Source organism: Micromonospora sp. L32 (assembly GCF_052068055.1).
Lineage (GTDB): Bacteria > Actinomycetota > Actinomycetes > Mycobacteriales > Micromonosporaceae > Micromonospora > Micromonospora purpureochromogenes.
In genome coordinates, this window is sequence record NZ_JBQHDD010000003.1 from 218,692 (window position 1) to 231,689 (window position 12,998).

Annotated in this window: 12 protein-coding genes and 1 riboswitch; of the genes, 5 read left to right on the top strand and 7 right to left on the bottom strand. The window is 75.5% G+C overall.

The window, feature by feature from the left end; genetic code table 11:
- Nucleotides 1-122: 122 nt before the first annotated feature.
- The 5 genes from ACTMTB_RS09890 to ACTMTB_RS09910 all read right to left on the bottom strand — a co-directional run bounded on the left by ACTMTB_RS09890 (nucleotide 123) and on the right by ACTMTB_RS09910 (nucleotide 4,577).
- Nucleotides 123-569 (bottom strand): helix-turn-helix domain-containing protein, encoded by a 447-nt coding sequence (locus tag ACTMTB_RS09890; RefSeq protein ID WP_441144345.1) that lies wholly within the window; start codon nucleotides 567-569, stop codon nucleotides 123-125.
- A 159-nt stretch (nucleotides 570-728) separates the two neighbouring features.
- The gene (locus ACTMTB_RS09895; protein ID WP_441144347.1) at nucleotides 729-1,292 is read right to left on the bottom strand and encodes a CinA family protein; all 564 of its coding nucleotides are present in this window, start codon (nucleotides 1,290-1,292) and stop codon (nucleotides 729-731) included.
- 121 nt (nucleotides 1,293-1,413) lie between these two features.
- A complete protein-coding gene (gene pgsA, locus ACTMTB_RS09900; protein ID WP_154942788.1) occupies nucleotides 1,414-2,001 on the bottom strand; it encodes a CDP-diacylglycerol--glycerol-3-phosphate 3-phosphatidyltransferase in 588 nt (195 codons plus the stop codon).
- 77 nt (nucleotides 2,002-2,078) lie between these two features.
- The gene (gene rimO, locus ACTMTB_RS09905; protein ID WP_441144349.1) at nucleotides 2,079-3,578 is read right to left on the bottom strand and encodes a 30S ribosomal protein S12 methylthiotransferase RimO; all 1,500 of its coding nucleotides are present in this window, start codon (nucleotides 3,576-3,578) and stop codon (nucleotides 2,079-2,081) included.
- A gap of 75 nt (nucleotides 3,579-3,653) precedes the next feature.
- Nucleotides 3,654-4,577 (bottom strand): ornithine cyclodeaminase family protein, encoded by a 924-nt coding sequence (locus ACTMTB_RS09910; RefSeq protein ID WP_441144351.1) that lies wholly within the window; start codon nucleotides 4,575-4,577, stop codon nucleotides 3,654-3,656.
- Nucleotides 4,578-4,666: 89 nt separating this feature from the next.
- A riboswitch (guanidine-III (ykkC-III) riboswitch) is annotated at nucleotides 4,667-4,731 on the top strand.
- Nucleotides 4,732-4,793: 62 nt separating this feature from the next.
- Here ACTMTB_RS09910 and ACTMTB_RS09915 point away from each other — a divergent pair.
- Nucleotides 4,794-5,108, top strand: a complete 315-nt coding sequence (locus tag ACTMTB_RS09915; protein WP_441144353.1) for a DMT family transporter — start codon at nucleotides 4,794-4,796, stop codon at nucleotides 5,106-5,108.
- A gap of 112 nt (nucleotides 5,109-5,220) precedes the next feature.
- Nucleotides 5,221-5,466 carry a hypothetical protein gene (locus tag ACTMTB_RS09920; RefSeq protein ID WP_154942785.1) on the top strand — a complete coding sequence of 82 codons (246 nt, stop codon included), beginning with the start codon at nucleotides 5,221-5,223 and terminating at the stop codon, nucleotides 5,464-5,466.
- A gap of 193 nt (nucleotides 5,467-5,659) precedes the next feature.
- On the opposite strand, the gene ACTMTB_RS09925 is transcribed toward ACTMTB_RS09920, so the two are convergent.
- Complete coding sequence (locus ACTMTB_RS09925; RefSeq protein WP_441144356.1) at nucleotides 5,660-8,110, bottom strand: DNA translocase FtsK; 2,451 nt, start codon at nucleotides 8,108-8,110, stop codon at nucleotides 5,660-5,662.
- A gap of 114 nt (nucleotides 8,111-8,224) precedes the next feature.
- Between ACTMTB_RS09925 and ACTMTB_RS09930 the strand changes: the two genes are divergently transcribed.
- The 3 genes from ACTMTB_RS09930 (at nucleotide 8,225) to ACTMTB_RS09940 (ending at nucleotide 11,195) form a co-directional block, all read left to right on the top strand.
- Nucleotides 8,225-8,704: a YbjN domain-containing protein gene (locus ACTMTB_RS09930; protein ID WP_088963396.1), complete on the top strand. Its 480-nt coding sequence runs from the start codon at nucleotides 8,225-8,227 to the stop codon at nucleotides 8,702-8,704.
- An 80-nt stretch (nucleotides 8,705-8,784) separates the two neighbouring features.
- Nucleotides 8,785-10,305 carry a YbjN domain-containing protein gene (locus tag ACTMTB_RS09935; RefSeq protein WP_441144987.1) on the top strand — a complete coding sequence of 507 codons (1,521 nt, stop codon included), beginning with the start codon at nucleotides 8,785-8,787 and terminating at the stop codon, nucleotides 10,303-10,305.
- Between the two features lie 62 nt (nucleotides 10,306-10,367).
- Entirely contained in the window at nucleotides 10,368-11,195 is an 828-nt protein-coding gene (locus ACTMTB_RS09940; protein WP_441144358.1) for an isocitrate lyase/PEP mutase family protein, read from the top strand.
- 155 nt (nucleotides 11,196-11,350) lie between these two features.
- Here the strand turns inward: ACTMTB_RS09940 and ACTMTB_RS09945 are convergent, their stop codons facing one another.
- Nucleotides 11,351-12,922 (bottom strand): S1 family peptidase, encoded by a 1,572-nt coding sequence (locus tag ACTMTB_RS09945; protein WP_441144360.1) that lies wholly within the window; start codon nucleotides 12,920-12,922, stop codon nucleotides 11,351-11,353.
- Nucleotides 12,923-12,998: the final 76 nt, after the last annotated feature.

Consider the following 12,998-nt stretch of genomic DNA (forward strand, 5'->3'; position numbering starts at 1 on the left):
TGCTCCCATCGTGGCAGCCGGACGCCAGTCGGGCATCCGCACCGTGGGAGTGCGCCGTACGGCCTGCGATCAACCCTACGCGGCGGGGGCGAACCCGGCCATGCGTCGCGACGCGCGGCAGGTCAGGCGGCGCAGACCACGTCCCGCTCGGCGGGACGGACCCGGGTGCTGCGCAGGGTGGCCTTCAGCGGCGAGTCCTGGCGGACCGAGACGGCCACCTTGCCGTCCGAGGTGACCTGGCGGACGCCCCGGTTGGTGGCCTTGCGCACGGCCACCGGGGCCGGCGTCGGCTCGGCCGGCTCGTCCTGCATCGGCACCAGCACACCCGGCATCTGCTCGGCGAGGGCCACCGTGTCGCTGACCTCGCGCAGCAGCTCGGAGAGCCGGGCGCCGAGGGCGTCGCAGATCGCGGCCAGCAGCTCGCTGGAGGGCTCCTTCTGGCCGCGTTCGATCTCGGACAGGTAGCCGAGGCTGACGTTGGCGGCGGTCGAGACCTCACGCAGGGTGCGGTGCTGACCCTGTCGGCGCGCCCGCAGAGCGTCGCCGATCACGCGGCGTAGCAGGATCATCGCACCTCCCCCTGACGGGAATCCCTCTCGCCCGGGCATCCGCCCGCGCCGCACACGGTCACCCGCGCCGTCGCCGGCGTCGCGCCGGAGCCTTCCCGCAACCGTACCCGTTGCCCGCCCCGCCGACATCCCACCCCGCCCGTCAAATCCGATCTCCGGTCACCGCCGGCCGGCCGCCGCGGCGGTGGCGTCGTCGTCCACGTCCGCCCCGGCCGGGTCGTCGGCGGCCTGGATCCGCTCGACCAGCAGCCGCAGCGCCTCGATCACCGCGGCGGAGCGGATGTGGTCCCGGCCACCGTCGAGGTCTAGCTGGCGGACGACCGTGCCGGCCGGCCCGGCCGCCGCGACGTAGACCAGCCCGACCGGCTTGCCGTCCTGCGGGTCCGGCCCGGCGACGCCGGTGGTGGCCAGCCCCCAGTCCGCCCCGCAGCGCCGCCGCCCGCCCTCGGCGAGCGCCCGCGCCACGTCCGGGTCGACCGGCCCGCGCTCCGCCAGCAGCTCCGCCGGTACGCCGGCCAGCTCCGACTTCAGCTCGGTGGCGTACGTGACCAGGCCACCCCGGTAGACCCCGCTGACCCCGGCGATCTCCACGATCGAGGCGGAGAGCAGCCCACCGGTCAGGGACTCGACGGTGGCCAGCGTCTCGTGCCGCTCGTGCAGGCTGTGCACCACGGCCGCCGCCGGACTCCCGGCGGGCCGCTCGTTGTTCGCATCCGTCCCCATGTCCCGCTCCCCTTCCCCGCCGGCCGGCGGCTACTCATCCTCCGCCCGGAGGCGCTGGTCACGCTGTTGCGGCGACCCGCCGGACCCCGCCCCGGCGACGGCGAGGTCGGCAGGGGTGCGGTCAGCGGGCGGGGCGGCGCAGGCGCAGCGCCTGGGCGACGTAGTCGAAACCGGTGACCACGGTGACCACCACGGCGGCGGCCATGATCCACGGGCCGACGGCGGCGAGGTCGGCCGGCAGCGGCCAGAGGTACCAGGTGATCGCGAGGATCTGCAGCGCCGTTTTGATCTTGCCGCCCCGGCTGGCCGCGATCACGCCGCGCCGGATCACCCAGAAGCGCAGCGCGGTGACGCCCCACTCCCGCACCAGGATCACCGCCGTCACCCACCAGGGCAGCCGGTCGTACCAGGAGAGCAGCACCAGGGCGGCCCCGGTGAGCGCCTTGTCGGCGATCGGGTCGGCGACCTTGCCGACCGAGGTGACAAGCTTGAACCGGCGGGCGATCCAGCCGTCGACCAGGTCGGTCGCCGAGGCGACCACGAAGATCAGACAGGCGGCCATCTGCCAGCCGGCGTGGGTCGTCCCGGAGACGATCACCGACGCCGCGAAGACCGGCACCAGCACCAGCCGCAGGGCGGTCAGCGCGTTGGCCGCGTTGAGCACCGGCACCCGGGCGACCACCGGCGCCGACTCCGTCGCCCCGGTCACGGCCGCACCCCGTTCGGGCCGCCGGGGCGTACCAGGCACCGCACCACGTGGCTCCCCCGCTTCCTCCGGACCCGCCGTCACCGTTCCGCGCCGGGCGCCGCCGAGATCATCTCATCCGGCACGGCGATCAGGTCGACACCCTCGGTCGCGGTGACCGTCGCCCGGACCAGGTCGCCGGGGCGCAGCGCGGCCAGGTCGACCCCGCCGCCGACCGGCGCGACCAGCGTGGTCGAGCCGTCGACCTCCGGAGCCTGGTGGGCCGCCCGCCCCTCGACCACGCCGCCGTCGACCGAGTCGACCAGCACCTCGACGGTCGAGGAGAGCCGCTCCTCGGCCCGCTGCGAGCAGAGCTCGTCGGCGAGCGCGCTGAGCTTGTCGTAGCGGCGCTTGACGGTGGCGGCGGAGACCTTGCCGGGCAGGCCGGCGGCCTCGGTGCCGTCCTCGTCGCTGTAGTCGAACATGCCGATCGCGTCGAGACGCGCCTCGGTCAGGAACCGGACCAGCTCGTCGATGTCGGCGCGGGTCTCGCCGGGGAAGCCCACGATGAAGTTGCTCCGCGCGCCGGCCTCCGGCGCCAGGGACCGGGCCCCCGCCAGCAGCTCCAGGAACCGGTCGGTGGAGCCGAAACGGCGCATCCGGCGCAGCACCGGCTCGCTGGAGTGCTGGAAGGACAGGTCGAAGTAGGGCGCCACGCCCGGCGTGGTGGCGATCGCCTCGACCAGGCCGGGCCGGGTCTCGGCGGGCTGGAGGTAGCTCGCCCGCACCCGGACGATGCCGTCGATGGCGGCCAGCTGCGGCAGCAGCTTCTCCAGCGCCCGGGGGTCGCCCAGGTCCTTGCCGTACGAGGTGGAGTTCTCGCTGACCAGCACCAGCTCACGGACGCCGGTCTTGGCCAGCCACTCCGCCTCGGCCAGCAGCTCGTCGGGCGTACGCGAGACGAAGGCGCCGCGGAAGGCGGGGATCGCGCAGAACGCGCAGCGCCGGTCGCAGCCGCTGGCCAGCTTCAGCGAGGCGACCGGGCCGGTGTCGAGCCGGCGGCGCAGCACCTGGCGCAGGTGGGCCGGGGTGTGCTCGTCGGTCTCGGTGACGCCCCGGGCAGGGGTGCCGTGCCCGGGCAGCGAGACCGCGCTGTCCCGGCGGGAGACCGGGGTGAGCGGCAGCAGCTCGCGCCGGTCGCGCGGGGTGTGCGCGGCGACCGCCTCGCCGGCGACGACCGCGTTCAGCCGGGCGGAGATCTCCGGGTAGTCGTCGAAGCTGAGCACCGCCTGCGCCTCGGGGAGGCTGTCGGCCAGCTCACGCCCGTACCGCTCGGCCATGCAGCCGGCCGCGACCACCTTGGCGCCGGTGTCGGCGGCGGCGAGCAGGGTCTGGATGGAGTCCTGCTTGGCCTTCTCCACGAAGCCGCAGGTGTTGACGACCACCACGTCGGCGCCCTCGCCGTCGGTGGTGACCTGCCAGCCGTCGGCGTGCAGCCGGGCGGCCAGCTCCTCCGAGTCGACCTCGTTGCGGGCACAGCCCAGGGTCAGCAGGGCGACACGGCGGCCGTCGGAGGCAGAGGGGGAGGTGGCAGACACCATCCGAGGGTACCGGGCGGCGGGGCGGGGGCCGGCAACGGCGGGCCGCCGCATCGGCCGGCTCACACCCGCGACCGGTCAGACCGCCGCCGCGCCCACCCGCACCAGCCGGTCGAGGAGGAAGACCTCCGTGCCGGCCAGGCCGGTGGAGCAGAAGAGCGAGACCTGGTCCGCGCCGGTCCGGCCGGGGACCGCGCCGGCCAGCACCGCGCCCAGGTCGCGCAGCCGGCCCGCGTACGGCTCGACGGCGGCCAGCATCGGCGGGGAGTAGGCGCCCGCCTGGGCCGGCGAGTCGGTGACCAGCAGATCGGCGAGGTCCAGCAGGTCGCGGCCGAACTCGTGCCGGTCGGCCTGCTTGAAGCCGACGGCGTTGACATGGGTGCCCGGGGCGAGGTCGGTGGCGTCCAGCACCGGCGTGGTGCTGGTGGTGGCGAGCACCACCACGTCCCGGTCCCGGACCGCCGCCAGGGCCGAGTCCACCGCGCGGGCCGACACCCCCAGCTCGGCGCGGGCCCGGGCCGCGAACGCCTCCCGGCGGGCGGCCGAGCGGCTGTGCACGGTCACCTCGCGCAGCGGGCGTACCGTCGCGGCGGCCCAGACCTGGGTCCAGGCCTGCCGGCCGGAACCGATCACCCCGAGGGTGGCCGCGTCCGGCCGCGCCAGCGCGTCCACCGCGACCCCACCCAATCCCCCGGTACGCCGGGAGCCCAGCTCCTCGCCGACCGCCACCGCCCGCACCGCCCCGGTACGCCCGTCGTGCAGCACCACCAGCTGCTCGGACTCCGGCAACCCGAAGGTGTCGTACGACCGGAAGCCGTACCACTCACCGGTGAGGTGGCCGGCGGTGAGCACCATCCGCCCGCCGTCCAGCGGGGCGGCCGCCCGGGGCGGGGCGACGAGCCGGCCGGCGTGGGCGGCCAGCAGCGCGTCCCGCATCGCCGCGACGGTCGCCGAAGCGTCCAGGGCGGCGGCGACCTCCCGGTCGGTGAAGATCAGCGTCATGCTTGCCATCCTGCAACCTGAAGTCAGGTTCAACTCAACCGGCGGTGCGCGAGATCACCACCCGCCCGCCCCGGGCGGTGTTAGCGTCGGCGGTGGCGGCCCGGCCGTCCCGGACGAGTGGTGGGCGTACCCGGTCAGGCCAAGACGCCCCGCGACAGGCAGACCGACTCGTCCCGGGCCGCGAGGGTCCGGGCCCGCTTCGCGAGGTGATGACCCGTGGCCTGGATCGTGCTGGTGCTCTCCGGCCTGCTGGAGACCGCGTGGGCGGTGTCGCTCGACCGCAGCGCCGGCTTCAGCCGCCCGCTGCCCTCCGTCGTCTTCCTGGTCACCCTGGTGCTCAGCATGCTCGGGCTGGCGTACGCGCTGCGCGAGATCCCGGTCGGCACCGGCTACGCGATCTGGGTCGGCATCGGCGCGGTCGGCACCGCCGGGTACGGGATGCTGGCGCTCGGCGAGTCGGCCAGCCTCGCCCGGATCGTCTGCCTGCTCCTGGTGGTCGCCGGCGTGGTCGGGCTCAAGCTCTACCACTGAACCCCCGAGGGGGCGCGCCGGGACGAGCGGTATCGGCCCTGATGAGTAGTCCGAGGCCGGAGTGGGTAGACAGCGGCCGGACACCCAAGAGGCTCTCACCACGGAGGACGTCATGGCCGACATGCACGCGACCGCCCGCCCGCGCAGCAACGCCGCCCGGATCTGCACGATCCTGGCCTTCGTCTTCGCCGTCGTCGCCATCTTCGTGGCGCCGGTGATCTTCGGTATCGCCGGCCTGGTGCTCGGCATCGTCGGCGCGGTGCTCGGCGACAAGCCACTCGGCTGGTACGCCGCCGCCGCCAGCGTCGTGGGCGCCATCATCGGTGTCGCCCTCGTCGCCGCGATCATCAACAACTGACCACCGCAGACTCCCCACGAGGCCCGCCGGATTCCGGCGGGCCTCGTCGTGTCACGACCCGCGTTGCGTCACGGCGCGCACCTGGCGGTTCTGTCGGGGGCGGTGGATCGGCTGGTCGCCGACGTCTGGGCGACCGGGCCGCGGGATGTCGCCGCGTCGGCACGCGGGGCGGCCGGCCACCGGGCCGGGACCGTCAGTCCTCGGCGCCGCGCAGGCCGACCAGGACCTCTTCCAGCTCGTCCGGCTTGACCAGCACGTCGCGGGCCTTGGAACCCTCGGACGGGCCGACCACGCCCCGGGTCTCCATCAGATCCATCAGCCGGCCCGCCTTGGCGAAGCCGACCCGCAGCTTGCGCTGGAGCATCGAGGTCGAACCGAACTGCGAGGTGACCACCAGCTCGACCGCCTGCACCAGCAGGTCCAGGTCGTCGCCGATGTCCTCGTCGATCTTCTTCCTGCTGTCCTGCGCGGGGGCCAGCACGTCCGGGCGGAACTCCGGCTCGCGCTGGTCCTTGCAGAACTTCACCACGTCGGCGATCTCGCGCTCGGTCACCCAGGCGCCCTGGATGCGCACCGGCTTGGAGGCGCCCATCGGCAGGAAGAGCCCGTCGCCCCGGCCGAGCAGCTTCTCCGCGCCCGGCTGGTCGAGGATGACCCGCGAGTCGGCCAGCGAGGAGGTGGCGAACGCCAGCCGGGACGGCACGTTCGCCTTGATCAGGCCGGTGACCACGTCGACCGAGGGGCGCTGGGTGGCCAGCACCAGGTGGATGCCGGCCGCGCGGGCCAGCTGGGTGATCCGGACGACCGAGTCCTCCACGTCGCGCGGGGCGACCATCATCAGGTCGGCCAGCTCGTCGACGATCACCAGCAGGTACGGGTACGGGCGCATCTCCCGCTCGCTGCCCGGCGGGGCCTTGATCTCGCCGTTGCGCACCTTGCGGTTGAAGTCGTCGATGTGCCGGACCCCGTTGGCGGCGAGGTCGTCGTAGCGCATGTCCATCTCGCGGACGACCCAGTCCAGCGAGTCGGCCGCCTTCTTCGCGTTGGTCACGATCGGCGTGACCAGGTGCGGGATGCCCTCGTACCCGGTCATCTCGACCCGCTTCGGGTCGATCAGCAGCAGCCGCACCTCGTCCGGGGTGGCCCGGGTGAGGATCGACACCAGCAGCGAGTTCAGGCAGGACGACTTGCCCGCGCCGGTCGCGCCGGCGATCAGGATGTGCGGCATCTTGGCCAGGTTGGCCACCACGTAGCCGCCCTCGATGTCCTTGCCGAGCGCCACCACCATCGGGTGGTGGTCGCTGGTGGCGGCCCGGGAGCGCAGCACGTCGCCGAGGGCGACGTTCTCCGGGTCGGTGTTCGGGATCTCCACGCCGACCGCGCTCTTGCCCGGGATCGGGCTGAGGATCCGCACGTCCGGCGACTTCACCGCGTACGCGATGTTGCGGGAGAGCTGGGTGATCCGCTCGACCTTGACCCCGTGCCCGAGTTCCACCTCGTAGCGGGTGACCGTCGGGCCCCGGGTGAAGCCGGTGACCGCGGCGTCCACGTCGAACTGCTCGAAGACGCCGGTCAGCGCCGCGATCACCTCATCGTTGGCCTTGCTGCGGGTCTTCGGCGCGGCGCCGCTGCTGAGCATGTTCGCCGGCGGCAGCGTGTAGTCGCCGGCCAGCCCGGTGAGCGCGAGCTGCTCGGCGCGGGTGGGCGCGGGCGAGTGCTCCGGCGGCTCGACCGGCTTGCGGCTGGCCGGCACCTTCGCCTTGCGGGGCAGCACCAGGGTGTCCTGGAGGTTGACCGCGTCCTCGTCGTCGAGGTCATCCGGGTCCAGCGGCGGCGGCGCGGTCCGCTTCGCCGGCCGGCGGCGGGCCGGCTTCGCGGCCGGGTCCTCCTCCGCCGCCGGGTCGGCCGGCGGCGCGACCAGCGTGCCGGCGAGCAGGCCGAGCCGCTCGGGGATCTTGTTGATCGGGGTCGCGGTGACCACCAGCAGACCGAAGACGAGCAGCAGGATGAGCAGCGGCACCGCCACCCAGGCGGTGACCCCCGCCTCCAGCAGGTCGCCGACCCCGGCGCCGACCAGCCCGCCGGCGTAGTCGCGCTGCACCGGGTCGACCGGGTCCTGTCCGATGTGCAGCATCGCCGCCGTGGCCACCAGCATCGAGCCCCAGCCGACCAGGCCACGGCCCCGGTGTTCCGGGTCGGCGGGCGTGCGCATCAGCCGCCAGGCGCCGATCATCAGCAGCACCGGCACCACGATCGCGATCGCGCCGAGGAAGAGCCGGACGGTGTCGGCGAGCCGGGCGCCGAGCGGGCCCGCGCCGGAGAACCAGATCCCCACCCCGCTCAGGATGGCCAGGCCGAACAGCAGCAGCCCGGCGCCGTCGCGGCGGTGTTCCGGGTCGAGGTCGCGGGCGGAGGCGGCCTGCCGGCCGGCGGCGCGGACCGCCCAGCCCACGCCGTGCGCCAGCCCCATCCACAGTGCACCGACCGCGCGTCCGAGGTAGACCGCCGGGCCGGGCCGGGCCGCCGTTCGCCGCCGGGCGGTCGCCCGGGTGGCCTTCTTCGCCGGCTGGCGGGCACGGCTGTTCGTGGTACCGCGCGGCGACGCGCCGCGTCGCCGGCTCGCCTGAGAGGTACGGCCCGCCATACAGTCACCGTAACGGCGTGACCCGGGAGATCGCCGCTTTTCCGGGTCGTGTCCGCGCGTCGCAGCACGGACCACGCCCACAGACGTGTTATTTGCCTCAGGAAGGGATGCCCGATGGCGTCGCCTGCTTTCGAGGACGGTCCGGACGACCCCCTGGCCGGGCACCCGCAGGCCCTGCGGCCGCTGACCGGCGAACTGATCGCCGCGGTGCTCGGCAACCGCGGGTACGCCTTCTCCGCCGACGCCGACGGCGACCTGGTCGGCCGCTGGGACGACAACCTCATCTGGTTCCTGCGCCCCGGCGAGGCCGGCGAGCTGCTCCAGGTCCGCACCATGGCCGCCCCGGCCTTCGGCATCGAGTACGTCCCGACGCTCTACGCCTTCTGCAACTCCTGGAACCACGACCGGCTCTGGCCCAAGGCGTTCGTGCACGTCGACGACGAGGGGGTGGCCCGGGTCTGCGGCGAGGTGATCACCGACCTGGAACGGGGGGTGACCCCGCACCAGCTCGACCAGCTCCTCGACTGCGGCATCTCCACCGGCTGCCAACTGGCCGCGGCCGTCGCCCAGCTTCCCGGCGGGACGACCCGGTGACCGGCCGGGGCGAGCCCGTCGGGCGCGGACTGACCGGCCGGGTCCCGGAGCTGGTCGCGGCGCTGGCCGACGCCCGGGACATGCCCGACGGCGAGGCCCGCTTCGCCGAGCTGGACCGGATCGCCGCCCGGGCCGACGCGCTGGGCGACGCGCACTCCGGGCTGGACGCCCGGTTCGCGCTGGTCGAGGCGTACCTGCTGCACGGGGAGCGGTGGCGGCTGGCCGAGCCGGTGCGGCGCTGCCTGGCGGCCGTCGACCGGTCCCCCGGCCTGCTGACCGAACGCCCCGGCGACGCCGAGCTGCTGCGCCGGCACCAGCGCTACGCGGTCGAGGCGGCGATCGGCACCCCGCGGGTCGGCCTGGACCAGGCCCGGGCCCTCCTCGACGACCTGGCGCGGCGGGCCGGCGAGCGGACCGGGCTCGTCGCCCAGCTGCGCTGCCGGCTCGCCGACCACCTCGGCGACGAGCCCACCGCCCGCCGCCGGTACGACGACTGGGCCGCCGCCGAGCCCGACCCGACCGCCGGCTGCCCCGGCTGCCTGCCGGCCCGCCGCGCGGAGCTGCTCGCCGGGTGGGGCGACGACCAGGCGGCGCTGGCGACGTTGCGTCCCGTCCTCGACGGCGCGGTGGACTGCACCGACTCGCCCGAGCGGGCGCTGGCCGTGGCGCTGCTGCCGTGGCTGCGCACCGGCGAGGCGGAGCGGGCCGGGCAGGCGCACCTGCGGGCGTACCGGCGGCACCGGCGGGAGCGGGGGGCCTTCCCGTACCTCGCCGCGCACCTGCGCTTCTGCGCGCTGGCCGGGCACCCCGGCCGGGGGCTGGACATCCTCGCCGAGCAGCTGCCCCGGCTGGACCACCCGTACGACGACCTGTCCGCGATGGAGTTCGCCGCCGCCGGGGCGCTGGTCTGCGCCCTCGCCGCCGAGGCGGGGCTGGCCGGGCGGCGGGTGCACCGCCCGGCGCACGGCAGCCGGCCGGCGGCGGAGGTGGACGTGGAGACCCTCGGCACCGACCTGCTGACCCTGGCCACCGGGCTGGCCGGCAGCTTCGACGCGCGCAACGGCACCGGGCACCAGTCCGGCCGGATCGCCTCCTGGCTGGCGGAGCGGCCGCTGGCCACGCCGGTGCCGCTGCCCGACGAGGAGACCGGCGACGACCCGGCGACGGACCCGCCGTTCGCCCCGGCAGCCGACGAGCTGGCCCCGCTGAGCCTGTCGATGATCACCGCGGTGCTGGACCGCCGGGGCGACGTCTACGCGGTGGACGCCGGTCCGGTGGTGGTCGGACGCTGGCACGAGGCGGTGATCCAGTTCCGGCAGGTCGGGCGGCGCGGCGAGATCCTGCACGCCCGGGTGGTGGCGGCCCGGCGACTCCCGGTGGCCCGGCTGACCGAGGCGTACGAGTTCTGCAACGCCTGGAACCACGACCGGCTGCTGCCGAAGGCGTACGTGCACGACCTGGGCGAGGGCGAGCTGGTGCTGGCCGGCGACGTGACCACCGACCTGGAGCACGGGGTGGCCCCGGCACAGCTCGGCGTCCTGGTCGACGCGGCGGTCGCCACCGGCGTCGCGTACGCGGACGCGGTCGCCGCGCTGCCCTGACCGGCGCGGGTGAGGTCCGAAAGCCGCCGGACGCCGACGCGCCGCGCTGGTGGACTTGCCGCATGACGACACCACAGCAGCGGGCCGCCCGGCTGCGGGCCCTGCACCGGCCCGGTACACCGCTCGTCCTGCCCAACGCGTGGGACGTGGCCAGCGCCCGCCTGGTCGAGGAGTGCGGGGCCGAGGCGGTGGCCACCACCAGCGCCGGCATCGCCTGGGCCCTCGGCGTCGCCGACGGCGGGGCGCTGGACCGCAGCCGGGCGCTCACGCCACTGGCCCGGATCGCCGCGGCGGTGACGGTGCCGGTCACCGCCGACATCGAGGACGGGTACGCCGCCGACCCGGCCGGCGTCGCCCGGACCGTCACCGAGGTGCTGGCCGCCGGCGCGGTGGGAATCAACATCGAGGACGCCGACCCGGACGACCCGACCCGACTGCGCCCCACGACGGAGCAGTGCGCCCGGATCGCCGCCGCCCGCCAGGCCGCCGAGGCCGCCGGGGTGGCGCTCTTCGTCAACGCCCGCATCGACACCTACCTGCGGGCGGTCGGCGAACCGGCGCAGCGACTCGCCGAGACCCTGCGCCGGGCCGAGGCGTTCCGGGCGGCCGGGGCGGACGGCGTCTTCGTGCCGGGGGTGGTCGACGTGGCGAGCATCGCCGCGCTGGTGTCCGGGGTGGACGGACCGGTGAACGTGCTCGCCGGCCCGGGCGCACCCACCGTGGCCACCCTGGCCGAGCTGGGCGTGGCCCGGGTCAGCCTCGGCTCGTCCCTGGCCGAGGCCGCGTACGGCCTGGTCCGGCGGGCCGCCACCGAAACGCTGACCGGCGGCACGTACACCGCCCTCACCCCCGCCACCTCCTACGGCGACCTGAACGCCCTCCTCCGCTGACCGCGCACCCCCACCCCAGCGCGCACCTTCCGAGAAAGCGTGGCTGTTCCGCGCGCCATGGCCACTCTTTCTCCGAAAGCGCGGCCATGGGGGCGGGACGCGGAGCGGCCCCCGACCACCGGGCGGTGGGGGTCGGGGGCCGCGGTCGGGGTGGGTCAGCTCGCCGAGAAGGCGAGGGTGTAGCTGCCGGAGCCGCTCAGCGCGGTGACCCGGTAGCGGTAGGCGCCGGCCGAGCCCTCGGCCTCCAGCCGCGCGACGCCGTCGGCGGTGGCGGCCCGGGCCACGGTCCGGAAGCCGGTGCCGGTCCAGCGCTGGAGTTCCAGCACCAGCTGGGCGCCGTCGGGGGCGTCGAGGCAGGCGCTCTGCGCGCCGCCGTCGGCGACGAACCAGCGGCCGTCGGGCTGCGCCTGGGAACGGCCGGCGGCGATGGCGCCGGAGCGGCTGACGTCGCCGGTGCAGACCGAGGAGTCGCCGGCCGGCGGGGCGGTGGGGGCGGCGGTCGCCGGCGGGGCGGTGGCGTCGCCGCCGGCGGGCGGCTCGGCGGGGGCCGCCCGGCTCTCCGCGGTGACCAGGGTCAGGTTGTTGCGCTGGAGGATCTCGTTGACCGGCTGGAAGAACGTGAGGCCGCCGGCGGTGCAGTCGCCGGACCCGCCGGAGGTGACGCCCTGCGCCTGGTCGCCGGAGAGCCACGCCCCGCCCGAGTCGCCGGGCTCGGCGCAGACGTTGGTCCGGGTGAGCCCGGTGACCGTGCCCTCCGGGTAGTTCACGGTGGCGTTCTTGGCCTGGACCACCCCGCAGCGGGTGCCGGTGGTGGAGCCGGAGCGGCAGATCGAGGCGCCGACCGGGGCCTCGGTGGAGCCGTTGACCGGCACGGTGCCGCCGTTGAAGTCGTTCACCACGCCCTGCGGCGTCCACTGGTTGTTGACCTGGACGAACGCCCAGTCGTCGCCGGGGAACGAGGACGCGGCGAAGGTGCCCTGGGCGACCCGGTTCGCGCCGGTGGTGCGGTCCCCCGGCTGGCCGCAGTGCCCGGCGGTGACGAAGCCGCCGACCACGGAGAAGCCGACCGAGCAGCGGCCGGCGTTGTTGATGAAGTACGCGTCACCGCCCCGCACGTCGAACAGCGGCCGGGGGGACTCGGTGGAGGTGGTCACCCGTACCGCCCGTGCCGGCGCCCCGGTCGCCGCCGCGAACCGGCGTCCGGCCTCCTCCGCGCCCGGCTTGGCGAGCACCACCACGGAGTTGGTGGCGACGTCGACGTACCAGCCGGCGATGTCCGGGGTGGCCCGGCCACCGGCCGAGTCGAGCCGGCCCTTGACCGCGTCCAGCTCCCGCACGCCCCGGTCGACCTCCTTCGGCACCGCACCGGCGGCGCGGACCCGGTCCGCCTGCGCCGGGTCGGCGACCGCCACGGTCAGCGTGGCGCCGTCGGCGCTGAGCCAGCTGCCGCCGTACGCCGCGCCGAGCTCGGCGCGCAGCCGGCCGAGGGTGCCGGTGGCCCGCCGCTCGGCCGCCAACCGCCGTACCGCCTGCTCCCGGCTGAGCGAGAGGTCGCGGCTCATCGCGTCCAGCACCTCGGGGGCCACCCCGTCGGTGGCGTTCGCCCCGGCCGGTCCACCGGCTCGCGGGGCGGCGTTCTCACCGGCGAACGACGGCAGCGTCACCGCCGCCGTCAATCCCGCCGCCGCCACCACGACACCGATGGCTGTCATCCGTCTGCGGTCCATCCGCCAAGCTCCTCCCGGCCGGCGCGGGTACGCCTGCCGGAACGGAGTACGGAGACGACGGCCGATCGGTTGACCC